The following is a 22,323-nucleotide window of genomic DNA, read 5'->3' on the forward strand; positions in this document are numbered from 1 at the left end:
AGCAATAATCGTGGTTACCCGTCAGAGCGCCCCGCTGGGCGCCCCCACCTGGATCGACCTGGCCACGTCCGACCTGGAGCGCGCCCAGCGGTTCTACGGTGCCGTGTTCGGCTGGACGTACGAGACCGGCGGCCCCGAGTACGGCGGTTACGTCACCGCCTCGGTCGACGGCCAGGTGGTCGCCGGCCTGATGCGCAACGACCCGCAGTGGAACGCGCCCGATGCGTGGACCACCTACCTGCACACCGCTGACGCGGACGCCACGGTGGCGGCCACCATAGCGGCCGGCGGAAGCAACTGCGGTGGCGTGATGGACATTCCGGCCAAGGGGCGGATGGCAATGATGACCGATACCGCAAATGGGTTCTTCGGCATCTGGCAGCCGGGCGGGCATGACGGTTTCGCGGTTTTCAACGAGGCCGGCGCACCGGTGTATCACCAGCTGACCACCAGTGACTACGCGAAGGCGCTGGACTTCTACCGGGCGGTGTTCGGCTGGAACACCGAAGTCGTGTCGGATTCCGATGAATTCCGCTACAGCACTGCCAACTTCGACGGTGAGGCGCTCGTCGGGGTGATGGATGGATCGGCGTTCATTCCCGAGGGGGCTCCGTCGGCGTGGACCACCTTCTTCGGTGCCGAGGACGTGGACAAGACGATCGAGCTCATCGTCGCCAATGGCGGCTCGGTGGTCCGGCCGGCCGAGGACACCCCCTACGGACGGCTGGCCGCTGTGGCAGACCCGACCGGGGCCGGATTCAATCTGTCGTCGTTGCAGGGCTGAGCGCGAAGTCGGCGAAGTCGAAGCCCGGCACCACCACACAGCTGACCAGGGCGGGCTCGTCGTCACGCGGCTTGGCGCGTTGCCAGTAGCCGGGCGGCACCAGCAGTTGCGGGTGCTGCCCGGCGGCGATGTCCGGACCCAGCAGAAGGCCTGTCGCGGTGTCTTTGTCCGCACCGATCTCCAGCACCAGCGGGCTGCCCCGATGGTGGAACCACAGCTCGGCGCTGCGGACCGTATGCCAGGCGGACTGTTGGCCGGGCATCAGCAGAAATAGGATCGCGGTCCCGGCGCTGCGCGGCCCCGAGTAGCCCGACGGCAGCGAGGTCTGGCTTACCGTCAGTTCGCTCCGCCACGTCTCGCGATACCAGCCGCCCTCGGGATGAGGCGCTAGATCGAGCTGTCTGGCCCAGTCGGGTAATTCGGTCACACCCGATAGTCTCGTCGCTATGGTTCGTCTGCGTCCAGGTTGGCGCGTGGCCCCGGGGTGGCTGGTAGCCCTGTGTGCCGCTGTCCTCGTGGTGGTGGCCTGGTTGCCATGGCTGACCACCAGTGCCAATGGCGGCGGCCGGGCCAACGCGATCGGGGGCGCGGTGGGCAGCATCGTGCTGCCACACGGATTCGGTGCCGGGCAGCTGATCGTCCTGCTCGGCGCCGGGCTCATCGTGGCCGGTGCCATGGCCGGGCGTGGCCTGTCGCAGCGCTGGGCTTCGGCTGCGGGACTGACGATTTCGCTCGCCCTGGTGGCGTTGACGGTGTGGTACTACACGCTCAACGTCCAGGGACCGGTGGCCGCGGGGTACGGGCTCTATCTCGGTGGCGCGATGGCGGTGCTGGCCGCCCTGTGCTCCGTGTGGTCTCTGGTGTCGACGTTGGGGCAAAGATGAGCGCATTCGTGTCGCCCGTGGAGCTGACCGGGCAGCGTTGGGTGAGGTTGGAACCATTGACGACCGGACACGTCCCGGAGATCGACGCTGCTGCTTCCGACGGTGAGTTGGCGTCGTTCTGGTACACCGCGCCACCGCGGCCCGGGGCCGCAGCCGAGTGGGTGCGCCACCTGCTCGAGCTGCGCAAGGCCGACGACGGCGTCAGCTTCGCCGTGCGCACCCTCGACGGCAGGTTGGTGGGCTCCACCAGTTATCTCAACGTCGACGCGCCCAACCGCCGACTGGAGATCGGGCACACCTGGTATGTCGCCGATGCCCGGCGCACCGGCGTGAATGCCGAAACCAAGCTGTTGATGCTGGGCCACGCTTTCGATGAGTTGAATTGCGTTGCAGTGGAATTCCGGACGCACTTCTTCAATTTCGCCAGCCGCACGGCGATCGAGCGGCTCGGTGCCAAGCTCGACGGTGTCCTGCGCAGCCATCAACTGTTGGCCGACGGGTCACGTCGTGACACTGTCGTCTACTCGATTCTGGACATCGAGTGGCCCGCGGTGCGGTCCAACCTGAAGTTCAGGCTGGACCGCCGCGGCGGGATCACCTAGTCCGCATCGACAGTGGTGGTTTCGATCGACTTGCGGTCGGCGCCATGCGCCACTTCGATCTTGCGGGGCCTGGCACGTTCGGCCATCGGGATCGTGACGGTGAGGACACCGTTCTCGTACGTGGCCGAGATCGCCGACGAATCGATTCCGTCGCCGAGCGACAACTGACGCCGGAAATTGCCGAAGAACCGCTCATTGGTGAGCCACTGCGCGGATTCCTCCGAACGGGCGGTTCGATGCGCTGAGATGGTCAGCGTTCCGTTGTCGACATTGACGTCCACCGACCCCGGATCCACCCCGGGTAGGTCGGCCGTCAAGACGTAGTGGTCACCGATTTTGCAGAGGTCCATCGGCATGAACCTGGGTGTGCGTGTCGACCCGGAATCACCTGACAGCAAACTCCTGGTCAGAACATCAAGGTCGCTGAACGGATCAAAACGAAGCACAGCAATTCACCTCCCGTACGATCTCAGAGCCCGCCACCCTGGCAGGCAGCCAATCACTGTGCACCGCCGATATTAGCACTCGACATGGGGGAGTGCCAGAAATTTTTGAAGTGATTTTGCGGCGGTTTGTGCATGTCAGCCTCGTGGCTACGGTGGCGGCGCTCGTAACAGCACAACCCCGGACCGTGAAATATGCGCAGGGTTCAACGCCGCCCCGAGCGGCGGATCCCATCGAGCGTGGAGCGGGGCCCGCCGACGCTGCCGGAGCGACGGCCGCGGTACAGAACAGGGGTGCGTAGCAACCGCGACGTCCGAGCCGGTCAGGCTGCCGACACCGTGGTTCCGGTGAGCTCCGCGCCGCATCGATCACACTTCAGAACAGGCGAGAAAGCGTGCCCGTGGCCGGTGTGCGTGAGGAGCACCGCCGGGCCTTCGGGAGCGGGGAACGCCCGCTGTGCCCAGGCCAGCGCCGTCACCAACACGGGTAGGAATGCCGCGCCCTTCGGTGTCAGCCGGTACTGCGGGTCCTCGGCATCGGCGGTCAGAATCCCGTTGTCCCGGAACGTCTTCAGGCGGTCAGCGATCGATCCCGGCGGGGCGGCGAGCGCCCGCTGAAACTCCGCGAACCTGGAGGTGCCGGTGAACGCAGCGACCAGGATCGCGAATGCCCAGCGGTTGCCCAGCACGCTCATGGACTGAGGGAACAGGCCGGACGGGGAGTCGCGCCGATCGTCGACCGAGCGGCGCCGGGTCGTCACCGTGGGCAGCGACCGTGACCAGCCTCCGCTCGGCCCCCAGGCGGCAGTCACGTCGCCGGCCGCCGTCGGGTCTCCGCATCCGCCGCAACAGAGCACTGGCGAGAAATCCGCACCGCAGCTCAGGTGGTGCATGGCGGGCAAGGGCTCGCGGTGTTCGGGCACCCAGTGGCGTTCCCACGCCCAGATGGACACCAGCACCGGCCACAGCGCTCGTCCGCGCGGCGTGACGAGGTATTCGTCGCGGGGCGGCCGCCGCTGATACCGGTGACGTTGCAGCAGATCTTCTTTGGTGAGGGAGCGCAGGCGGCGGGTCAGCACCGAATTTGAGATGGGCAGCCGCGCCGTGAACTGCCCGTAGCGGGTGGCGCCCAACAAGGCCTGTTGCATCACCAGCAGCGTCCACTCGTCGCCGACGAGACCCAGCATCTGTCCGACGGCGTTGGTGTCTCCGGCCGGGAGGTCAGTCACGCACCAGCCATCGGCGCAGCTCGTCACCTGGCGCCCAGGTGGAGTGGGTTCCGCTGGAAACTCGTTCCGGCAGAGCCAGTTTGCACACCGGCCCGTCGGCGACCCTGGCGGCCTCGAACACCAGGCAGTAGGACGCGTCGTCGTTCATGTCTGTGGTGATGGTGACCAGGTAGCCGTCGTCCTCGCTGCGGCTGCCCACACGAGGCGCCATCGCGGTCTCGCTGCCGTACACACCGTCATCGAAGGCGTAGCGCTGTTCCGATCCGGTGTGCAGGTCGTGGCGGACCAGCCCGTCGAACAGGAACCAGCCGGGCTTGCCGGTGGCGGCATAGGCGTAGCGGTAGTCGCGCCCGGCGTAGCCGGGGTTGATCATGCCGAATTCGGTGATGCTGTCGGATAATTGCTCTTCGCGGGTCTTGCCCGTGGCGAGGTTGAACCGCCAGCGGTGCAGCCTGGTCTGCATCTTGTCCAGCGCCAAGGCCGGTGCGGCATGGCCCTGGAAAAACCCGTCGAGCACGATCTCGTCGCCGTCTTCGTAGGCGTTGGTGAAGTGCAGCACGTAAGTGGTGTCGGCTTCGAACCATTTGACGTCGCCGGCGGTTCCTCGGCGGGGGAGCACTGCGAAGCGGGACGGTATGTCGCGGTGCAGCTTCGGCAGGTGCACGTTCTTCTTGAGGAACTCGGCATCCCAGAACAACGGAAAGTCGTTGAGAATCACGTAGTTCTCGGTGAACGCCATGTCGTGCGGTAGCCGGGGCCCGGGCAGTTCGACGTCGACGTAGTGCACCAGTCGGTTGTCGGCGTCCACGACGCCGTAGTGCATGTACGGCGCTTCCTTGCCGTAGTTGAAGAACAGCAGTTCGCCGGTGGCGTGATCGGCCTTGGGATGTGCCGATACGCCCCATTCGGCAGGGAAGGCCCCGCCCCAGTCCTCCTTGCCGAGGTTGTCGCCGGTGTAGGGATCGACGCGGTACAGGTCGCCGCACTGGTAGAAGCTGGTGAGCGCGACCCCGCGGTGCACCGTCACGTCCGTGCTGGAGGCGTCTTTCATCAGCGTGCGGGCACCCCAGCCGCGGTCCCGCTTGGCCAGTTCGACGGGCTCGGCGATACCGGGCCACAGCGGGCCGCCGGCCTCGTTTTCGGCCAGGAAGCCATCGGTGCGGATGAACCTGTTGCGGTAGAAGGCTTTTCCCTCCCGGAACCCCACGATGTGCAGCATCCCGTCCCCGTCGAATGGGTGATAGGTCTGAAACGCCGGATGCAGCGGGTTCTCGGTGTTGCGTAGGTACACGCCGTCGATGTCGGACGGAACTTCGCCGTCGACGACTGCCAGATCGTCGGCGTCGAATTCGGTGGTCTGCGGCCGCCAGGCCCCGGTCCGGTAGGGGTGGGCGTCATCCTCGGGCAGCGTGGACAGGAACTTGGTCACGATCTCGGTGTGCATGTCTATTCCTTGCTCGTCACGACGAAGCTGACGGTGGTTGCGGTGCTGCCGCCAAAGTTCAAGGTGCCGAAGGTCTTTGCATCCTCCACCTGGTAGGGGCCGGCGGAGGCACTGACCTGCTTGGCGGCGTCGAGCAGCATCCGCACCCCGGACGCGCCGACCGGGTGGCCGCCGCCTATCAGCCCGCCGCTGGGGTTGATAGGCAGTCGCCCGCCGATCTCGATCTCGCTGTTCTCGATGGCCTTCCACGATTCTCCGGGGCCGGTCAGCCCGATGTGGTCGATGGCCAGGTACTCGCTGGGGGTGAAGCAGTCGTGGACCTCGAACCCGTCGAGATCCTCCAGACTCACCTCGGCGCGGCCGAAGCAATCCAGAACGGCTTGGCGGACGTGCGGCAGCAGGTACGGATCCGCAGCGCTGTGGTCGAGCTTTTGGCGTAGTCCGAGGCCGACTGTGGTGTGACCCCAGCCGCCGATGCGGGCGATCGGGCGCGCGGTCGGGTGCGAACGGAGATAGGCGTTGCTGACCAGCACCAGCCCGGCTCCGCCGTCGGTCATCTGGCTGCAGTCCAAGCGGCGCAGCCGACCTTCCACCACCGGATTGGTGGAGTCGTCGTCCGCAATCGGAGTGGGTACCGTCCAGTCGCGAGTCTGCGCGTTGGGGTTGGATCGGGCGTTGCGGTAGTTCAATGCGGCGATGGCCCGTAGATGCTCGGCGTCCAGGCCGTAGCGCTGGTCGTAGGCATCGGCCACCTGGGAGAACAGCGATGGCCAGGCGAACTTGGCTTCCTCGGCTTCATGGCCGATCCAGGCCGCGGCGCCGAGGTGGGCCGCGGCGGTGTCGCCGGGCACCGTCTTCTCCAGTTCCACGCCGACGACGAGGGCGCTGTGGTAAGCGCCCGAGCGCAGGTCAGCGATGGCTCCGAGAACGGCGATACTGCCCGATGCGCATGCGGCCTCGTGGCGGGAGGAGGGTATGCCCCAGAGGCCGGGATGGACGGTGGCCGGCATGGCGCCCAGGTGGGCCTGGCCGGTGAACAGTGCACCGAAAGCGTTCGCGACGTGGATGACGCCGATGCTCCCGGGCTCGATCCTGGCGCTGTCCAAGGTCTGGTCGACGACCTCGCGCGTGAGCCCGGCGAAGTCGACATGCTCACGAGTGAGGTTGCGGGCGAAGTCGCTCTGGTAGCCGCCCAGAATCCAGACATCCTCCATGGCGGCGACGCTACTACAACTAAGAGAGTGACTAGAGCCGGTTGAAACAAATAACGCCGTGGCAGAAATCCAAGTTGGATTCCCGCCACGGCGTTACCCGTGGTTAAAGCGGGATCAGTCGTCCCAGCCACCGTGGCCGTGGCCGTGTCCGCGGCCGTGCCACCGCGGGCCGTTGTGCCACCGGCCCCACCCGGGACCTTCGACACAGGCGCTGACGTAGCCGTACGGCCCAGTCGCACAGATCTCGGGACCCGCCGACGCCGGAGCGGCTGCCGCGACTGCCACGCCGACCGGCACCGCCAGCGTGCCCAGCCCGATTGCCGCCACCTTCTTCAGTTTCGAACGCATCTTTCCTGCCTCCGGGTTTGTTAGCTGTGTACGAGCTCAAGACCCCCGTCTGTAGATAACATTAGTGCATCTCATCATGTTCCTGGGAATCGCCTGGGACGTCGCCGTACAGCGGATTTGCTCTCGCGAAGCTCTTCCCGGTCAGGCTATTGAATTTATTTGCCAAGTGAAATGGTGATGTCAGCGGGCTCTTCGGAGTGTTGCCAGTCGGGCGGTGTGACAGCTGGGTCGCGTGGTGTGGCCGGCGGGCTGGGCGAGTTTTGCCCGCTTCAGGGGTCTCCACTCAGGGGTCGAACGGCAGAAGGGGTATGGGTCTCAGGTCGGGGCCGGGCGGAGGCCTCAGGTCTCCGCCCGGCTTCGGTGACCGATTCAGCAGCCGCATGTGCAGGACGACGAAAGCTGCGCTTGCCCATTCGCGTCACCGGAATCCGCCGTCTCTGTCCCGGGGCGCCAGTCGAACGGGAAGTGCTTGCTCGAACCGCCACTGTGCTCATGTGACCAGTCGAAGCCCACGGCGTGGTCCTCCTTGACCACGCCCCACGTGGCAACCTGGCCCGGTCCGACCTCGGCGCCCGGCGCATTGATCGTGGTCACCCGGCGGTTCGGGTCAGCCGTCGGACCGGTCAGTGCCTCCACCAACAAATCGACCTTGCCGGGAATCTCGGCGCGCCAGTAGGCAAGGTCATCGGCGGCCTCGAAGCTGACCGGGGCGTATTCGATGCCGCGCATCTCCTCGATCAGGCTGCCGAATTCTGCCGGCCAGCCGCCTTCCTTGCCCGTGAAGATGCGCTCGAGTGCATCGCGCTGAGCGGCGTTGCCCTTTTCATCGATGTAGAACATCAGCTTCATGGTGGCGTTCGGGTCGCCGATCCACATGTTGCCGGCGAACTCACCGAGCGCGATCACGCTGAGACCCGCCAAATCGGTGTCGCCGAAATGCCCTTCGCGAACGTGCCACACCAAGGTGAACAAGCAATCTCCGTGCGTGGGCTCCTGGGCGAAGCTGCACGGGCAAGGCAACTTGCAGCTGCACACGTCGAACCATTCTCCGCGCAAATGCCAATCGACCTGTGTCGACGAAGTCGTCATCGATCCCGCTCCTTCCGTTGAATACCCCCAGGGGGTATGTGACGCAGCGACCGTAACATCGTCGAACTCGGGTGTGCAAGTACCCCCTAGGGGTATGATTGGCGCCATGTTCACTCGGATGCGCGACGCGGCATTGACCGCAATCGTCTCGACGTCCCTGGCCTCCTGCGCTGCATCGACCGGTCCGCCGGCGGCTGCTCCCACCGGATCCGGCGTGGTGGACGTCGCCGATCATCGACTGGTCGGCGTCGACGAATTCGCCACCACCATCGGAAAATCCGAGACACTGACGATCAACGTGCACGTGCCGTACCAAGGCGACATCCCGGGTACGGATCTGTCGATTCCATTCGATCGGATCGTCGAGCAATCCGATCGGTTGCCCCCAGATCGCGATGCCATGATTGCGATCTACTGCCGCACCGGACCCATGAGCGCAACGGCCGCGACAACGCTGAAGTCGATGGGCTACACCGACGTGGTCGAACTCGACGGTGGAATGAAAGCCTGGCAGGCCAGTGGTCGTCCGCTCGTCGGCAACTGAGTCGGACTGTGCAGTTATCCGTCCGAGGACAGGGTGAGCAGACGGCGCAGGATCCACACGATCCGCGCAAGCGACGCCACGGCGGCAAAGGCCGCCCACATGATGATCGCGTGTAGCCACCAGTAGCCGTTGTGGACGTTGGCATCGGTCGTCAGCCCGACGAGCGCTGCGATGAACAATGCGAACAAGGTCGGCAATGCCGTGACGAATGTGGCACCCACCCGACGTTTGAGTTCCAAAGCGGCTTGACACCCCTTAGGAACTCAAGATCAGGGAGACGCGGCCGCGGCTACCTTGGCGATAGTCGGCACGTAAGACCACCGAGGAAAGCTACCCCTCTGCCCTTTCTGGGCAGAGGGGTACTTTGGTGATGTGATGCGCTTCACCGATCCAGCAGTCGAAGCCTGGACGCAGCTAGAGCAGCCCAGATCGCGACATGCGTTGTTGCTTCGGGCGGCTGAAGTGTTGGACAGCATCGAATTCGACACCGTCTCGGCTTGGGAATCAGCGCAAGACGTTCGCATTCCAGGTGTGACGAGCAGGGTGCGTCGAACTCTCATCGAAGAAGGCGACCCCAGCTTTTGGGTGTACTGGCGGGTTGCAGGTGACATCGATCCCACGACGGTCGACACCGAAGTCGATGTTGACGTTCTTGACTTCGTCCACGACTACTGAAGCGTGAGCGCTCAACGGTCGTAAAGCTTGTGTGCATCGAGTTTCTCCGCCGTCCACTCCCACTTCTTGCGAAACGGCATCTCCGGCGGGATCGACGCCAGCGCAGCGGCGATCGTTGATTCGAGACGCTGGATGTGGCGGGCACGCGATGCTCCACCCGGCATCTCGGCGCGGAGGAAATCGATTGAGCGTAGCTCCGCGTATGTGTTGCTCGGTGGATCGTTCAACGGTTCAGGAGGATTCAGTGGGATAACGCTGTCGCCGACGATGTCCACGACCGGTGGCGTGAGCACTATGCGTGGAGTATCTGCCGGCCGCTCAAGAAGATACGCCTCAATCAGCGCCGGTCCATAGATCATGTTTTCGCTGTGAAAGCAGTTGCCGAGCGTTACCGCGCCGCGGCACAGGACCCCGAACTCTGCCAGATAGTAGAACTGGATACCCGCCGTCACTCGCAACAGTCGACACAGGGCGTTCTTCTGTCCGTCCGCGTCGAGACCCTGTACATCGACCGAAGCGCCGATGTTGTCCGAAAAGTAGGTAGTGCGAACGGGTCTCGGAGCGGTGGTCATCTCGGAGACCCGTTCCTGGACTTCGACCATGAATGCCAGCGCATTCATGAATCGCTCGTCGTCTCCGAACGCCTTGGCTCCCAGGGCATCGATGAAGGCGACCGCGCTGCGTCTGTATACCCGCCCAGATCGCGCCAGTTGCCTTCGGCCAGGCCCACTTTTGCCGGCGTGGTCGGTGATGTCACGGGTCATCGCAGAGCCCCCCGATGTGTCAATCGATCGACTTCCGGGTCACGCTGCACGGGATGCCGGCGATGTAATCGATTGCGTTTCTAGGCCTTCTTCGCCTTGCCACCGCGCAATCTGGAACTTGCGGGACGTGGCCGAAGCTGGCCGGAATCGGCCAATTCCACCGCTCGGCGGAGACGCTCGGCAATAGCGGTCACGGGGACGCTGATCACGGGCGTCAACGTAAGCACGCCCATCTCGTCCTCCTCGATTCTGTATCGCTTGTGATTGGGATTGCCCGCCTTGCCCAGCGAGATGCGCCGGCGAGGGTCGACCTCGACTTCGCTAACGAAATGAGACATGGAAAGCATCCTCCTTGTGCGATGCCGAACGCATCCGGTGCTGTCCGTCGGCGATGACGGCCAAACCGTGGTACTTGCCGAGCTCCGCGTCGAAGGGCCACTGCGGTGAAGTCAGTTGCTGCAGTCCTGCCACCTCCTCCTCCGGATCGGCATGGCGCGACATAACTAGCCATCGACAAACGCCATGTTACCCGCATGGGGTTGACCGTCAACTGCCCAATTTGGGCAGTACCCTAATTGGGCAGCCGTGACCAGCCTACGCCGATGGTGCAGCCGCCGCACGACCGCGCGGTGAGCTGAGGAAGGGAAGGGAGTGCCGGGGATCGGCCGAACGATTGTCAGGGCTCAACCGGAGGCGATACGGCAAGCATTACCCGACGTCAGGCGTACAAAAGAGTGCCCCCGGCAGGATTCGAACCTGCGACACCGGCTTTAGGAGAGCCGTGCTCTATCCCCTGAGCTACGGGGGCGGGGGACCTATCGAAATAGGTGTCTAAAACCCATAGGGACGCCTCATGCTAATGGGCGGACGTGGATTTGGCGGAATCGGGGCGTCACGGCGTGGTGCCGATGCGGTTGACGAGGCTGGTGCGCTGGGTGAGATAGATGTGACTGCCCGGAGGGCAGAGCTGCTCCCGCTGCGGCGCTCAGGCGGTTGCGGGCTGTTGATGTCGCTGATGGATGTATGAGGCGATCGCGTTGCGGCCCAAGGCAAATCTGATCATGACGCTGTGCTGGCGCGTGGCGGAGTGTGCGGTGATGCGGCCACCGTAGAGGGTGCGATCGAGGGTGTTATTGAGGGATTCGGCGTCTTCGCGCCAGCCGTAGCAGCGGTCGTAGACGCTGTCGCCGTTCTCGGTTTTGGTGTGTTGGCGGAGGTGTTCGGTGCGGTTGTAGCTCTTCTTGAGGTCGTCACGCGTTTGGCCCCGCCTACGGCGTTCCCAAAGCCGCCGTTTGAATCGCCCCGGCGTGTCCGGAGACTTACGGGGTTGAGAACTCTGCGGTGTGCTGAGTTCGGTGGTGACGGTAGTACAACGCCTCGCACTCGGCCGGTGGCATGTCCCCGCAGTACTCGTAGAGGCGGCGGTGATTGAACCAGTTCACCCATTCCAGGGTGGCGACTTCGACCTGGTCAACGGTGCGCCACGGCCCGAATGGCTTGATCAGTTCGGTCTTGTAGAGCCCGTCGATGGTCTCGGCCAGGGCGTTGTCGTAGGAGTTTCCGGTGGCCCCGATCGAGGCGTCGATGCCGGCCTCGAGGAGTCGATCGGTGAACGTGAGGGAGGTGAACTGGCTGCCGCGGTCGTTGTGGTGGTTCAGCCCGGACAGATCCTCGACACCCTCGCGTTGACGAGTCCAGATGGCGTGCTCGATCGCATCGAGCACCAACTGGGCGGTCATGGTGGTCGCGGTGCGCCAGCCGACGATCCGCCGGGCGTAGGCGCCGATCACGAACGCTACATAAACCCATCCTGACCACGTCGACACATAGGTAAAGTCCGCCACCCACAACATATTTGGTGCATTTGGACAGAAACGGCGACCGACCAGGTCATCGGGCCGGACCGCTTGCGGATCGGCGATCGTGGTGCGCTTGACCTTCCCACGGCGAGCACCGTGCAGGCCGAGTTCGCCCATCAGTCGCTCGACGGTGCAGCGAGCCACCTCGATGCCCTCGCGGCGGCATTGCAGCCACACCTTGCGTGCCCCGTAGACCGCATAGTTCTGCCGGTGCACCCGGGCGATCTCGACTTTGAGCTCCTCGTCGCGCACCTGCCGCTTGGACGGCTGGCTGCGCCGGGCGCAGGCGTCGTAGTAGGTGGACGGCGCGATCTTGCAACCATGCGCGGACAGCACACGGCAGATCGGCTCGACGCCGTACTCCTGTTTGTGGGTGTCGATGTAGTCGAGGATCACCGATTGCGGCGGTCGAGCTCCGCCGCGAAGAAAGTCGATGCCGATTTCAGAATATCATTGGCCCGCTTGAGTTCTCGATTCTCCGCGCGCAGCTTGCGCAGCTCTTCAGCCATGTCGCTGGTCACCCCGGGGCGAGTGCCGGAGTCGATCTGGTCCCGGCGCACCCACGTCAACAAGGTCTGCGGGGTACCGATACCCAGCTTGGTCGCCACCGACTCGATCGCCGCCCACTCCGACGAATATTGATCGCGCACCTCAGCGACCATCCGCACCGCACGCTCACGCAGCTCAGCCGGATACTTCCTCGAACCTGCCCTAACTCCATCCTTCACAAGAGATGAAGTCTCCGGACTCACCGGGGCGATTCAGATACCGGGTAGAGACGCTGACCCACCACCCCAGCCGCGCTGCTGCCGCATTCAAGAACTCTGCCCTCGACTCGCATGACCGTGGACCAACAACACGGGTAGAGATCAGTTGGACTCATTCATGGGGAACACGCCACGATCATTGGTTCAGAAGCCCCGCGGTGCAAGCCAATGCGGCGATTTCGTCGTAGTAACTTGCCTCCACCGACCGCATGGAGAGTGGTTCAGTGAGTACTTCGATTCCCTCGGCAGCAGTTGGACCGTTCTGCCGCTCGACAGCAGTGGAGACCACTTGGGGCACGCCCGATCGTGGTTCGCCCCCATACTTGAGTCCGATAGCGAAGGGGGCGGCCAGATGGCGGATCAGGAACAGCAGGAATTGCCGGACTGGCGGGCGGCCATGATCTCGGATCTGCGTGGCCCTGATATCACAGCAGCCACCCGGGCGCTGTTGGCGTTGACTTATAACGATCCGGATCGCACCGCGGTCGAGTGGCGTGTTCCCCTTGAATGAGTCCGGCTTGTTTTAGAGTCCTGTGGCCCCGAGGTCGGGCCGGAAGGGACGATGAAACACATGGCTGGTCGCAAGCGGCATTCCGCGGAGGACATCGTGCGCAAGCTGCGCCGCGCCGATGAGCTCGCTGCCGAGGGTAAGACCGGTGAGGAGATCGCCGCCGAGCTGGAGGTGTCGCCGGCCACGCTCTACAACTGGCGCCGCACCTACGGCGGGATGGACACCGACGCCGCCAAGGAGCTCAAGGAGCTGCGCGAGCAGAACGCGCGCCTCAAGAAGCTGTTGGCCGAGGCCGAGTTGGAAAAGGACGCGCTGCGGGAGGTCGCCAAGGGAAAATTCTGAGCCCAGCTGCCAAGCGCCGCGCTGTGGACATGCTCAAGGACGTTTTGGGCATGTCGGAGCGGTTGGCGTGCAAGGCCGTTGGGCTGGCCCGCTCCACCTACCGCCGGCTCCCGCTGGCTCAGACCCCAGAGGATCCTGACGCCGGCATGAGGGCCTGGCTGCGCGCCTATGCCACCAAACATCCCTGCCATGGGTTCCGCCGTGCGTGGGCGGCGTTGCGCTACGACGAGCGTCGTGAGGTCAACAAGAAGAGGATCCACCGGCTGTGGCGCGAAGAGGGCCTGCAGGTGCGGGTGCACAGCCCGCGCAAGCGGGCCGGGGTGTCCTCGATCCCGCCGATCGTCGCGGATGCACCGAATGTGGTGTGGGCGATCGATTTCCAGTACGACTCCACCGTCGACGGCAAGGCGATCAAGATCGCGTCGATGATCGACGAACACACCCGCGTTTCGCTGCTGAATGTGGTGGAACGCTCGATCACCGCCGACCGGCTCGTCGACGAACTCGAAGCCGTGTTCGCGGCGGCCGTCGGGCCGCCGAAAGTGCTGCGGATGGACAACGGACCAGAGTTCATTTCCCAAGCGCTGCAACAGTTCTGCGAAAACAGGGTCGGCATGGTCTACATCCCGCCGGGCACGCCGTGGAACAACGGCCACATCGAATCGTTCAACAACCGACTACGCAAGGAGTGCCTCAACCGCAACCACTGGAACACCCTGCTCGAAGCCCGAGTGGTCATCGGCGACTTCAAGCACGACCACAACCACCGCCACCGCCACTCAGCCCTGGGCTACATGACCCCGGCCGAGTACGCTGCGGCATGCAGGCACACCCACACCCCGATGGCCTGCCAGATCAACTGAATCCGGATCAACAAACCCGACTCTGAAACCGGGTGGACTCAGTAACGGGGACTCGCCACGAGGTCCTCCTGCTCTGCCAGCTTTCTTCTTCCGACGTCGACCCCGAGGTCAGGGCACTGGCGGTGACGTGTATGGGCCACGTCGGCAGGATTCACCGCGCGGTGAGCCCTGAGACCGTTCGTCGACTGGAAGCGCTGATCGACGACGCGGAGTTGGGCGGTCGTGCCGAGGACGCACTGGGAGACATTGCCGCGTTCGGCGCGGTGAACTGACACCTGGGTCGGTTTGCCAAAGCCGCGGGTCAAGCTCAGGGCGGTGTTCCGAAGCGAGTTTGTCTTCGGCCCAAGGCAGCTCATTGACCTCAACGATGGTTACGGTTGTATCTTGCACCGACGACTGCACAACGTCCGCACCTGGATCGGCCGACCGCCGACGGCGCACAGGCCGTGTGAGACCTGATCGAACTTCTTCAATGAGGCGGCGATACCGGAGACGCCGGCGTGTATGACAGCATGTTCGCTGCGGATATCACGCCGGTAGTGGATGCCCGGCCGGCAGTATCGCTACCAAACTGATACCGCGGCCATGTTCGCTGCAGGCCGAACGGAAATTTGCTCGGTAACTACCGAGAACCGCATCAGCACCTCGATGATCGACCGGCACGCTAGCGCTGTCGTAGTCTGCCGATTCAGCTCGGCTGGTATCGGCCTATCGCGGCGCTGACACTACGGTCATCTTGCTGGAGCACGCGTTCCGGGATCGACACAATCGCGTTCTGGGGCCGCAGGCAGCACTACAGCTGATCAGCAGCGTCAGAGTTTCTACAAGTCCCCGGGGCGGGACCTATCGAAATAGGTGTCGAAAACCCATAGGGACGCTTCATGGTAGTTGGCCAAGCGCCAACCGGTGGCATCGGGGCGCCCGCCGAGGAGGTTCCTGGGCGTGTGTTACCGGCCGGGAGGTAACCCGCCTGCCGGAAGCGGTCGAGGCTACGCGGTGAACGTCACGGTGGCCTCGACGAGGGCGTTCAGCACATCGGGAATGACGAACACTTGGGTCCCTTTGTCTTTGGCCGTTCGGACGCCTGACGGGGGCCCGAATCAGATCGCGGAGCCTCGCGTTGTGGCGGGGCCTGCCGCTCAGGCTTCTGGCGAACCGGGGCCTCACGTTGTGGCGGTGCCTGCCGTTCGGGTTGTTGCCAAACCGGAGCCTGTCGGACCGGCGCCTCGCGTTGCGGCGGTGCCTGCCGTTCGGGTCGCTGCCAAGCCGGAGCCTGACGCACCGGGGCCTCAGGTGCCGGGGCAGGTGTTTGCGCCGGCGGTTCCGGAGCGGGCTTCTGCCGCGGTGCTTGCGGTTCGGGGCGCTGTTGCGCCGGTTCCCGGCGGGCCGGCGCCTCCTGCGCGGGCGCTTCCCGTGCCGGTGCTTCCTGCACCGGTGCCTCACGAACAGGGTTGTCCCGGCGTGGTGTCGAGTCCTCGCGGGGCGGTGTCACCTCGGGGCTGGGCGGACTCGCCGGTTTCGGATCGGCCGGTGGCGTCACCGCAGGGTGATCCGGTCTCAGCTCGGACGGCGGAGCCCCGGCGCGGTCAGGTGCGTCCTTTTTCGGGTCGCCGGGCATCGGCCCGGGGGACCTGTCGGGTTCCAATCCCGGCGTGACGTTGTCCGGTTTCGGCAACCGATTTTCCCGCGGCTTGTCGGCGTCGGGTGGTGTGTAGGCGGGTGCCGGGTCCAGTTTGGGCGCGGTGAATCCGGGTTTCACCTTCGACGGCGGCGTAGCCGGCGCCGGTGCGGTCAATGCCGGTGGTGCAATGGATGTTTCGTTTCTGGTCTTGAGTGTGTCGGGCTTGTCCTTGAGCGTCGAGAGCTGAGGCGGCCCGGTGAGGATGGTGACCGGACGGGTGAGTTCTTTGGTGAAGTCACGGGCGGATTTGTCCGCGAGATCCTTCATCAGCGGCCCGGAGACACGTTTCACCTTTTTGTCGGAGATGAATTGCGTCAGTGAGGCATTCAGGTTCACCACCGGGGACGAGAGGTGAATATCCACCTTGATGCCGCGGTTTGGGGCGGGCGGTGCCCAATCGCGGCTGCGCGGATTGTGCCAATCTCGGTGCCGGTTCCAGTCCCGGTACCGATCCGGGTTGAACCCGTGGGCCCGATCCCACTGTGCGCGGCGGTATACCGGATTGTGTACGTGGAACTTCCACTGGTAGTACAGCCGGTACGGGTGGTGGCGGTCGTACCAGTCCCGTCTGCGTGGGTCACCCGGGTGGTTGCGGCGCTGGCCCCATTCGTTCCAGCCATTGCGGTCCCAACCGTGGCGGTCGTAGCCGGCCCAGTTGTACCCGGCCCAGTTGTACCCCCAGCGGTCATAACCCCAGCGGTCGTAACCCCAGCGGTCGTAACCCCACCGGTCGAAGCCGAGGAAATCGAAGCCGTACCGGTTGTAGCCGCCGAGGTCGTAGTTGTACCAACCGCCGGGGTTGTAGCCGTAGAGCCGGCCCCAAGACGGGTCGTAGTAGCCCAGGTTGTTCAGGTTGGGCGTCACCGGCGGGTCGATGGGCTGCGGCCAATCGGCTATCGGGGATTCCGGAATGCCGGCCGGCGCCGGGATGTAGTCGTCGGGAGCGCCGTATCCCCAAGTGGGCGCGGCTGCGCTGGTCAGTGCCACAGCGTCCGGCTGCTGAGGGTCGGCGGCCGGTGGCGCCGGAGGCGGGACGGGCAACGGTGCGAGCCGGAGCACTGAATCGGGCGTGTACTGCAGAAGTTGTTGTGTCAGTTGGAGATAGAGATTCTGCAAACTGGTTCGCTCAGGTGACGGCGACACGTGGTCCAGGCCTTGTTTGGCGTGGTTGAGTGCGGTGCGGGCGTCGGTCAGCTGATCCGGTGTGGGCTGCTGCCCGCTCCCGAGGATGTCCTGTGCCTTCTTCAGGTCGTTGACGACGGCGGTCAGGGCAACGTCTTGCGCGTGGTCGGGGAAGATCGCCTTCTGGACTCCCCACAAGGTGCCGCCCGGTGAGGCCTTGTACGTCGCACCGAGCAGTCCGGCGACGAGCAGCACGACCAATCCAGCGGCAATGGCGGCCTTGCCTCGGCGTGACCGGGGGATGAATCTGCGGCGCGGCGGTAGTGGCTCGGCGGGTTGCAGGGACCTCAGGTCCACGGGTGGGGGGATGAGTGCAGTCATGTCGACCTCCTTGATGACGACCAGTGACCTGGTCACATCGCTCCCGACCGCGTGATTTCCAGATGTTCGGGCGTCGATGAACGACGCCCGTATGTATGCCTAAGCAAAAATAAGCATAACTAAATTCCAGCCGGCGTCACCATAGCCGCCCGGCACGTCTGGCCGGATTCTCATCGATACACAGCTCGCGCACAGGTGCGGCCACGGCGCCCACGTCGGGCGCGGACCGCTACTGCCCTGAGCTCTCGACGACCGCCTTGATGCGTTCCAGCGTCTTGCGCATGTCGCGAATATTGCGGCGGGTGCGGAGTTGCCCGCCAAGGAGTGAGAAGACTGTGGTGAACGCTCCTGGGGTCATCCGGAAGGATTCGGTGACATCGGTGTCGGCCCCGGCGGGTTCCAGCCGGTAATGCCAATTGTTGACCGACCGGTCGCCGACGAGCACCGCGAAGCCGAACTCACGCCCGGGCTCGCAGGCGGTCACCTCGCAGGTCGTCCAATAGACGGGCCCGATCTCGTTGCGCTTGACGTGTCCGCGGAACCGGGCGCCGAGTGCAGGGCCGGTCGCACCGCCCAGCCATTCGGCCTCCATCACCTCCGGCGAGAACTTCCCGGTGTTGCGTACGTCGGAGATGAGTTCCCAGATACGGTCCGCCGGTGCGGACATCCGCACGGTTACCGAGCCTTCCATGGACATCTGTGCGCCTCCCGGGTCGGCGTCAACGTAACACCGGTGGCGGCCGGGACTACGTGTTTCCCGGGGTTCGCAGCGATGGTCGCCGGTGTGATTGTCGACGGGTGCAGGTCTCGGGCATCACCCTAGCCGCCGGTGACGTCGGGGGAGTCGGCGATCTCGCGCATCTGATCGACCAGTCGGGCCGAGACCTGCGCGGCCAGCCACAGCGTCGTCTGGTCCTCTTCCGGCAATCCGGCCAGCAACTCGGAGATGCGTTGCTTGCGGACAACCGCACGTTCCTCCCACAGTTGCCGGCCGCCCTCGCTGACCTTCACCAAGCATGCCCGGCCGTCGTCGGGATCGCTGCAACGCTCCAGCAGCCCTTGGCTTTCCAGGCGTTGCACCAGTTGTGTCATGCCCGACTGGCTCGCGCCCTCTGCCTCGGCGAGGGCGGTGATCCGCATCGGGCCCTCCCGGTTGAGGCGTACCAGAACCAGCGTCGCGCTCGCGCTCAACCCCTTGCGGTCGGCGAGATGGCGCCACATCAGGTCGGCGCTCGCCACGAGCATCGCCGAAACCGCTTCCACGCTGCTGTCGGTGGGTGTGCTGGCCACGGTCCATTTATATCACTAACAGGAAATAAACTACCAACCATGCGCGCCGCAGGTTTCGCAGAAGCGCCGGAATCTGCCTGTCAGACTGCTGTGAATGTGAGGGATGGGTGGTGGGTGCCTTGAGGAATGGTTCCTATGTGCGATATATATGTCCGTCATGATCGGGGAGCAACCCACGAACGCACGTGGTCGAGAACTCCGCAGGGTGGGACGCAAACCGCGCAGCCTGACCGTCCTGGAGAAGGGATGGCTCCCGCTGGTGACGGTTATCGCCGTCGGTGTGGGCGGGCTCGGGGTCTGGAAGGTGCATCAGCTGTCAGAGCCGGGACCGGTGCCGACGGTGCTCGCCGCGCAGGCTCCTGAACAGTTCACTCCCAAACAGCTCACGTATGAGCTGTTCGGAACCATCGGCAATGGTGGGCTCGTGAGCTACGTCGACATCGACGGACATCCGCACCGGGTGGATCTCACCGAGCTGCCGTGGACACACACCGAGACGACAACGCTCACTGTCGTGTCCGGCAGCATGTCGGCGCAGGTCAACGGCGGTGAGGTGGGCTGCCGGATGTTGGTCAATGGCGTTGTGCGCGACGAACAGTCATCCACTCACTCCGAAGCCGACGTCACGTGCCGGGTGAAGTCCGCGTGAGCAGCCACCGGGCGAACCGGCCCTTCGTCGCGCGATCCGTGCGCGTCCTCGCCGTGCCGATCATCGTGTTCTGGGCGCTGCTGGCCGTCACCACCAACACGTTCGTCCCGCAGGTCGAGCACGTCGCCGAACAATTGGCGGGCTCGATGATCCCGAGTTACGCCCCGTCCCAGGTCGCGATGCTGCGCATCGGGGAGAAGTTCCAGGAGTCCACCTCGACCAGCCTGACCATGCTGGTGTTCGAGGCCGACCGGCCCCTCGACGATGGCGATCACCGGTACTACGACGACCTGATGAACCGGCTCAAGCACGACCCCGAGCACGTGCAGTACGTGATGGATCTGTGGGGCAAGCCCATCACCGCGGCTGGTGCCCAAAGCGTGGACGGCAAGGCAACTTTCGTACTGTTGCGGTTGGCCGGCAACATCGGGCAACTCCAGGCGAACGAGTCGGTGAACGCGGTGCGCGACATCATCGCCGACGACACGCCGCCGCCCGGGCTCAAGGTCTACGTGAGCGGCGCGGCGCCGCTGGCATCGGACACCCTGACGATCGCCAATTCCAGCCTCAACAACATCACAATCCTCACGATCATCCTGATCGTGATCATGCTGCTGGTGGTCTACCGCTCGGTCGCCAACCTGCTGGTTCCTCTCGTCAGCGTCTTGATCGAAATGCTTGTCGCCAAGGGCGTTATCGCGACCCTCGGGCACTTGGGCGTCATCCCGCTGTCGTCGTTCGCGGTGAACATCGTGGTGGCATTGACGCTCGGGGCCGGAACTGACTACGGCATCTTCCTGCTGGGCCGCTACCAGGAGGCCAGGCAGGACGGCGAGAGTCGCGAAGACGCGTTCTACACCGCCTATCGCAGTGTCGCCCCCATCATCATCGGCTCCGGACTGACCATCGCCGGCGCCTGTTACTGCCTGAGCCTGGCTCGGCTGGACTACTTCCACACGATGGGACCGGCGGTCGCCATCAGCATGCTGTTCACCATCGCTGCGGCCCTCACTCTCGCGCCGGCGCTGCTCACGTTGGGCAGCCTGTTCGGGCTGTTCGACCCGAAGCGGATGGCCAAGGGGCATCTGTACCGCCGGATCGCGACAAGCGTGGTGCGGTGGCCCAAACCTGTCTTCGTCGCAAGTGCCGCCGTCGTGATGATCGGCGCGATCTTCGTACCCACCTTCAAGGTCAGCTACGACGATCGCGCTTACCAACCTGCCGATGGTGCAGCCAATCTCGGCTTCGAGGCCTCTGATCGGCACTTCTCGCAAAGCAAACTGTTCAGCGAGATGCTGATGGTCGAGAGCGACCACGACATGCGCAACTCGGCCGACTTCATCTCGCTGGACCGTGTCGCCAAGAGCCTGATCCGGCTCCCCGGTGTCGCCATGGTGCAGAGCATCACCAGGCCGCTGGGCCGGCCGCTGGAGCACGCCACGATTCCCTACCTGTTCACCACCCAGGGCAGCGGCAGCGGCCAGCAGTTGCCGTTCAACGAGCAGCAGAACGAGAACACCGACAAGCAGGCCGAGATCCAGGCGCGTTCGGTCGAGGTGCTGCAGAAGGTGATCGGGCTGACCCAGCAGATGGCCGACGAACTGCATTCCACGGTCCTGACCTTGGAGAACCTCAAACAGGTGACCGACGACATGAACGCCGGCATCTCCAACCTCGACGACTTCCTGCGGCCGTTGAAGAACTACTTCTATTGGGAACCGCACTGTTTCGACATCCCCGCGTGCTGGGCAATGCGATCGCTGTTCGACTCGCTCGACGGCATCGACAGTCTCGATGCCCAGATCGCCGACGCCGTAACCTCGTTCGAGGCCATCGACCGGCTGCTGCCGCAGATGATCTCGCAGTTGGAACGCATGATGGCCGACAGCCGCTCGCTGCTGGGCGTCATCACCAACAACTACGGCCCGGCGCATCTGCAGTCCACCCAGACCGACCAGACGTACTACGACCTGATCAACGTGGGCAACGACTTCGACCAATCCCGCAGTGACGACTTCTTCTACATCCCCAGGGAGGCCTTCGACAACGAGGACGTCAAGACCGGCATGGAGCTGATGATGTCGCCGGACGGCAAGGCCGCCCGCTTCATCGTCACCCATGAGGGAAACGCCATGGGGCCCGAAGGGATCGACCACGTCGACCAGTTCCCCGGCGCGATCAAGGCTGCGCTCAAGGAGACCTCGCTGGCCGGTTCGAAGATCTACATCGGCGGCGCGGGCTCGAACAACAAGGACATCAAGGCCTATGCGGCCTCGGATCTGCTCATCGTGGCGATCGCCGCGTTCGTCCTGATCTTCCTGATCATGCTGTACCTGACCCGGAGCCTGGTCGCGGCCATGGTGATTCCGGGCACGGTGGCGTTCTCGTATGCAGGCGCGTTCGGACTGTCAATCCTGGTGTGGCAGCACCTGATCGGGCTGCACCTGCACTGGCTGGTGTTGCCGCTGACCTTCATCATCCTGGTCGCGGTCGGCTCGGACTACAACCTGCTGCTGATCTCCCGGGTCAAGGAGGAGTCGGGTGCGGGCCTGAACACCGGGCTGATCCGTGCCCTCGGCAGCACCGGCGGCGTGGTGACCTCTGCCGGTCTGGTGTTCGCGTTCACCATGTTGGCGATGTTGATCAGCGATCTGCGCACCATCGGCCAGGTGGGCTCGACGGTGTGTATCGGCCTGCTGCTCGACACGCTGGTGGTTCGGTCGTTCGTGGTGCCGTGCCTGTTGCGCTTCCTGGGTCCGTGGTTCTGGTGGCCTACATTCATCCGGCAGCGGCCGCTGCGGCAGCCGCTGCCCCAGCACCAGCGCGTGGAGGCGTGAC

General features: G+C 64.5%; 25 protein-coding genes, 1 tRNA gene and 1 other annotated feature. Of the genes, 10 read left to right on the forward strand and 16 right to left on the reverse strand.

Annotated elements, in window-relative coordinates; genetic code table 11:
- Positions 1–10 precede the first annotated feature (10 nt).
- Complete coding sequence (locus E0T84_RS14500; protein ID WP_070189230.1) at positions 11–784, forward strand: VOC family protein; 774 nt, start codon at positions 11–13, stop codon at positions 782–784.
- Here E0T84_RS14500 and E0T84_RS14505 read toward each other — a convergent pair.
- Positions 759–1,211: a cupin domain-containing protein gene (locus E0T84_RS14505; RefSeq protein WP_070189229.1), complete on the reverse strand. Its 453-nt coding sequence runs from the start codon at positions 1,209–1,211 to the stop codon at positions 759–761. The two genes, E0T84_RS14500 and E0T84_RS14505, sit on opposite strands and share 26 nt — an antisense overlap.
- A gap of 19 nt (positions 1,212–1,230) precedes the next feature.
- Between E0T84_RS14505 and E0T84_RS14510 the strand changes: the two genes are divergently transcribed.
- On the forward strand, positions 1,231–1,668 hold the full coding sequence (locus E0T84_RS14510) for a hypothetical protein (RefSeq protein WP_070189228.1): 438 nt from the start codon (positions 1,231–1,233) through the stop codon (positions 1,666–1,668).
- Complete coding sequence (locus E0T84_RS14515; RefSeq protein WP_070189227.1) at positions 1,665–2,270, forward strand: GNAT family N-acetyltransferase; 606 nt, start codon at positions 1,665–1,667, stop codon at positions 2,268–2,270. Before E0T84_RS14510 ends, E0T84_RS14515 begins: the two co-directional genes overlap by 4 nt.
- On the opposite strand, the gene E0T84_RS14520 is transcribed toward E0T84_RS14515, so the two are convergent.
- From E0T84_RS14520 to E0T84_RS14545, 6 genes are all read right to left on the reverse strand, one after another.
- On the reverse strand, positions 2,267–2,716 hold the full coding sequence (locus E0T84_RS14520) for an Hsp20/alpha crystallin family protein (protein ID WP_070189226.1): 450 nt from the start codon (positions 2,714–2,716) through the stop codon (positions 2,267–2,269). The two genes, E0T84_RS14515 and E0T84_RS14520, sit on opposite strands and share 4 nt — an antisense overlap.
- Positions 2,717–3,036: 320 nt before the next feature.
- Complete coding sequence (locus E0T84_RS14525; protein WP_070189297.1) at positions 3,037–3,900, reverse strand: helix-turn-helix domain-containing protein; 864 nt, start codon at positions 3,898–3,900, stop codon at positions 3,037–3,039.
- A gap of 34 nt (positions 3,901–3,934) precedes the next feature.
- The gene (locus tag E0T84_RS14530) at positions 3,935–5,386 is read right to left on the reverse strand and encodes a carotenoid oxygenase family protein (protein ID WP_138744781.1); all 1,452 of its coding nucleotides are present in this window, start codon (positions 5,384–5,386) and stop codon (positions 3,935–3,937) included.
- 2 nt (positions 5,387–5,388) lie between these two features.
- Positions 5,389–6,600: an acetyl-CoA acetyltransferase gene (locus E0T84_RS14535; RefSeq protein ID WP_138744782.1), complete on the reverse strand. Its 1,212-nt coding sequence runs from the start codon at positions 6,598–6,600 to the stop codon at positions 5,389–5,391.
- Between the two features lie 114 nt (positions 6,601–6,714).
- Positions 6,715–6,948, reverse strand: coding sequence for a hypothetical protein (locus E0T84_RS14540; protein WP_070189223.1), 234 nt, complete (start codon positions 6,946–6,948; stop codon positions 6,715–6,717).
- A gap of 369 nt (positions 6,949–7,317) precedes the next feature.
- Entirely contained in the window at positions 7,318–8,037 is a 720-nt protein-coding gene (locus tag E0T84_RS14545; protein WP_138744783.1) for a DUF1326 domain-containing protein, read from the reverse strand.
- Positions 8,038–8,143: 106 nt separating this feature from the next.
- Between E0T84_RS14545 and E0T84_RS14550 the strand changes: the two genes are divergently transcribed.
- Positions 8,144–8,581, forward strand: a complete 438-nt coding sequence (locus E0T84_RS14550; protein WP_138744784.1) for a rhodanese-like domain-containing protein — start codon at positions 8,144–8,146, stop codon at positions 8,579–8,581.
- A 14-nt stretch (positions 8,582–8,595) separates the two neighbouring features.
- On the opposite strand, the gene E0T84_RS14555 is transcribed toward E0T84_RS14550, so the two are convergent.
- The gene (locus E0T84_RS14555) at positions 8,596–8,820 is read right to left on the reverse strand and encodes a hypothetical protein (protein WP_138744785.1); all 225 of its coding nucleotides are present in this window, start codon (positions 8,818–8,820) and stop codon (positions 8,596–8,598) included.
- Between the two features lie 133 nt (positions 8,821–8,953).
- Between E0T84_RS14555 and E0T84_RS14560 the strand changes: the two genes are divergently transcribed.
- A complete protein-coding gene (locus tag E0T84_RS14560; protein WP_138744786.1) occupies positions 8,954–9,256 on the forward strand; it encodes a hypothetical protein in 303 nt (100 codons plus the stop codon).
- An 11-nt stretch (positions 9,257–9,267) separates the two neighbouring features.
- Here the strand turns inward: E0T84_RS14560 and E0T84_RS14565 are convergent, their stop codons facing one another.
- The 5 genes from E0T84_RS14565 to E0T84_RS14585 all read right to left on the reverse strand — a co-directional run bounded on the left by E0T84_RS14565 (position 9,268) and on the right by E0T84_RS14585 (position 12,541).
- Positions 9,268–10,020, reverse strand: coding sequence for a hypothetical protein (locus tag E0T84_RS14565; protein ID WP_138744787.1), 753 nt, complete (start codon positions 10,018–10,020; stop codon positions 9,268–9,270).
- Positions 10,021–10,100: 80 nt separating this feature from the next.
- The gene (locus tag E0T84_RS14570; RefSeq protein WP_131823182.1) at positions 10,101–10,358 is read right to left on the reverse strand and encodes a hypothetical protein; all 258 of its coding nucleotides are present in this window, start codon (positions 10,356–10,358) and stop codon (positions 10,101–10,103) included.
- Positions 10,342–10,491: a hypothetical protein gene (locus E0T84_RS31830; RefSeq protein ID WP_171055034.1), complete on the reverse strand. Its 150-nt coding sequence runs from the start codon at positions 10,489–10,491 to the stop codon at positions 10,342–10,344. The genes E0T84_RS14570 and E0T84_RS31830 overlap by 17 nt, the downstream gene beginning before the upstream one ends.
- A gap of 264 nt (positions 10,492–10,755) precedes the next feature.
- Positions 10,756–10,828, reverse strand: a tRNA-Arg gene (locus E0T84_RS14575).
- 511 nt (positions 10,829–11,339) lie between these two features.
- Positions 11,340–12,541 (reverse strand): IS3 family transposase gene (locus E0T84_RS14585; protein ID WP_249383643.1). Its coding sequence is split into 2 segments (ribosomal slippage): positions 11,340–12,310 and positions 12,310–12,541, totalling 1,203 coding nucleotides; the frame shifts between segments, so codons are not numbered across the junction.
- Positions 12,183–12,311, reverse strand: a sequence feature (AL1L pseudoknot). Its footprint overlaps the gene before it by 129 nt.
- 457 nt (positions 12,542–12,998) lie before the next feature.
- Here E0T84_RS14585 and E0T84_RS31835 point away from each other — a divergent pair.
- From E0T84_RS31835 to E0T84_RS14595, 3 genes are all read left to right on the forward strand, one after another.
- A complete protein-coding gene (locus E0T84_RS31835; protein WP_171055035.1) occupies positions 12,999–13,157 on the forward strand; it encodes a hypothetical protein in 159 nt (52 codons plus the stop codon).
- Positions 13,158–13,217: 60 nt separating this feature from the next.
- A protein-coding gene (locus E0T84_RS14590; protein ID WP_110765163.1) for an IS3 family transposase occupies positions 13,218–14,362 on the forward strand; the annotation gives its coding sequence in 2 pieces (ribosomal slippage) (positions 13,218–13,485 and positions 13,485–14,362; 1,146 coding nt in all).
- 32 nt (positions 14,363–14,394) lie between these two features.
- Positions 14,395–14,634, forward strand: a complete 240-nt coding sequence (locus E0T84_RS14595; RefSeq protein ID WP_138744788.1) for a hypothetical protein — start codon at positions 14,395–14,397, stop codon at positions 14,632–14,634.
- Positions 14,635–15,389: 755 nt separating this feature from the next.
- Here the strand turns inward: E0T84_RS14595 and E0T84_RS14600 are convergent.
- From E0T84_RS14600 to E0T84_RS14610, 3 genes are all read right to left on the reverse strand, one after another.
- The gene (locus E0T84_RS14600) at positions 15,390–17,546 is read right to left on the reverse strand and encodes a hypothetical protein (RefSeq protein WP_138744789.1); all 2,157 of its coding nucleotides are present in this window, start codon (positions 17,544–17,546) and stop codon (positions 15,390–15,392) included.
- 229 nt (positions 17,547–17,775) lie between these two features.
- Complete coding sequence (locus E0T84_RS14605) at positions 17,776–18,237, reverse strand: SRPBCC family protein (protein ID WP_070189294.1); 462 nt, start codon at positions 18,235–18,237, stop codon at positions 17,776–17,778.
- Between the two features lie 128 nt (positions 18,238–18,365).
- On the reverse strand, positions 18,366–18,836 hold the full coding sequence (locus E0T84_RS14610; RefSeq protein ID WP_110765213.1) for a MarR family winged helix-turn-helix transcriptional regulator: 471 nt from the start codon (positions 18,834–18,836) through the stop codon (positions 18,366–18,368).
- Positions 18,837–18,993: 157 nt separating this feature from the next.
- Here E0T84_RS14610 and E0T84_RS14615 point away from each other — a divergent pair, with 157 nt between their 5' ends.
- Together E0T84_RS14615 and E0T84_RS14620 are read left to right on the forward strand one after the other, a co-directional pair.
- Positions 18,994–19,485 (forward strand): MmpS family transport accessory protein, encoded by a 492-nt coding sequence (locus tag E0T84_RS14615; RefSeq protein WP_138744801.1) that lies wholly within the window; start codon positions 18,994–18,996, stop codon positions 19,483–19,485.
- The gene (locus E0T84_RS14620; protein WP_371725936.1) at positions 19,482–22,322 is read left to right on the forward strand and encodes an RND family transporter; all 2,841 of its coding nucleotides are present in this window, start codon (positions 19,482–19,484) and stop codon (positions 22,320–22,322) included. Before E0T84_RS14615 ends, E0T84_RS14620 begins: the two co-directional genes overlap by 4 nt.
- Position 22,323 lies beyond the last annotated feature (1 nt).

Source organism: Mycobacterium sp. DBP42 (assembly GCF_005924235.1).
Taxonomy (GTDB): Bacteria; Actinomycetota; Actinomycetes; order Mycobacteriales; family Mycobacteriaceae; genus Mycobacterium; species Mycobacterium syngnathidarum.

Coding starts and splice junctions, on each gene's coding strand:
- E0T84_RS14535 (WP_138744782.1), bottom strand. CDS start 6,600: ATGGAGGATGTCTGGATTCTGGGCGGCTACCAGAGCGACTTCGCCCGC.
- E0T84_RS14605 (WP_070189294.1), bottom strand. CDS start 18,237: ATGGAAGGCTCGGTAACCGTGCGGATGTCCGCACCGGCGGACCGTATC.
- E0T84_RS14525 (WP_070189297.1), bottom strand. CDS start 3,900: ATGCTGGGTCTCGTCGGCGACGAGTGGACGCTGCTGGTGATGCAACAG.
- E0T84_RS14510 (WP_070189228.1), top strand. CDS start 1,231: ATGGTTCGTCTGCGTCCAGGTTGGCGCGTGGCCCCGGGGTGGCTGGTA.
- E0T84_RS14515 (WP_070189227.1), top strand. CDS start 1,665: ATGAGCGCATTCGTGTCGCCCGTGGAGCTGACCGGGCAGCGTTGGGTG.
- E0T84_RS14550 (WP_138744784.1), top strand. CDS start 8,144: ATGTTCACTCGGATGCGCGACGCGGCATTGACCGCAATCGTCTCGACG.
- E0T84_RS14530 (WP_138744781.1), bottom strand. CDS start 5,386: ATGCACACCGAGATCGTGACCAAGTTCCTGTCCACGCTGCCCGAGGAT.
- E0T84_RS31835 (WP_171055035.1), top strand. CDS start 12,999: ATGGCGGATCAGGAACAGCAGGAATTGCCGGACTGGCGGGCGGCCATG.
- E0T84_RS14570 (WP_131823182.1), bottom strand. CDS start 10,358: ATGTCTCATTTCGTTAGCGAAGTCGAGGTCGACCCTCGCCGGCGCATC.
- E0T84_RS14565 (WP_138744787.1), bottom strand. CDS start 10,020: ATGACCCGTGACATCACCGACCACGCCGGCAAAAGTGGGCCTGGCCGA.
- E0T84_RS14545 (WP_138744783.1), bottom strand. CDS start 8,037: ATGACGACTTCGTCGACACAGGTCGATTGGCATTTGCGCGGAGAATGG.
- E0T84_RS14540 (WP_070189223.1), bottom strand. CDS start 6,948: ATGCGTTCGAAACTGAAGAAGGTGGCGGCAATCGGGCTGGGCACGCTG.
- E0T84_RS14615 (WP_138744801.1), top strand. CDS start 18,994: ATGATCGGGGAGCAACCCACGAACGCACGTGGTCGAGAACTCCGCAGG.
- E0T84_RS14600 (WP_138744789.1), bottom strand. CDS start 17,546: ATGACTGCACTCATCCCCCCACCCGTGGACCTGAGGTCCCTGCAACCC.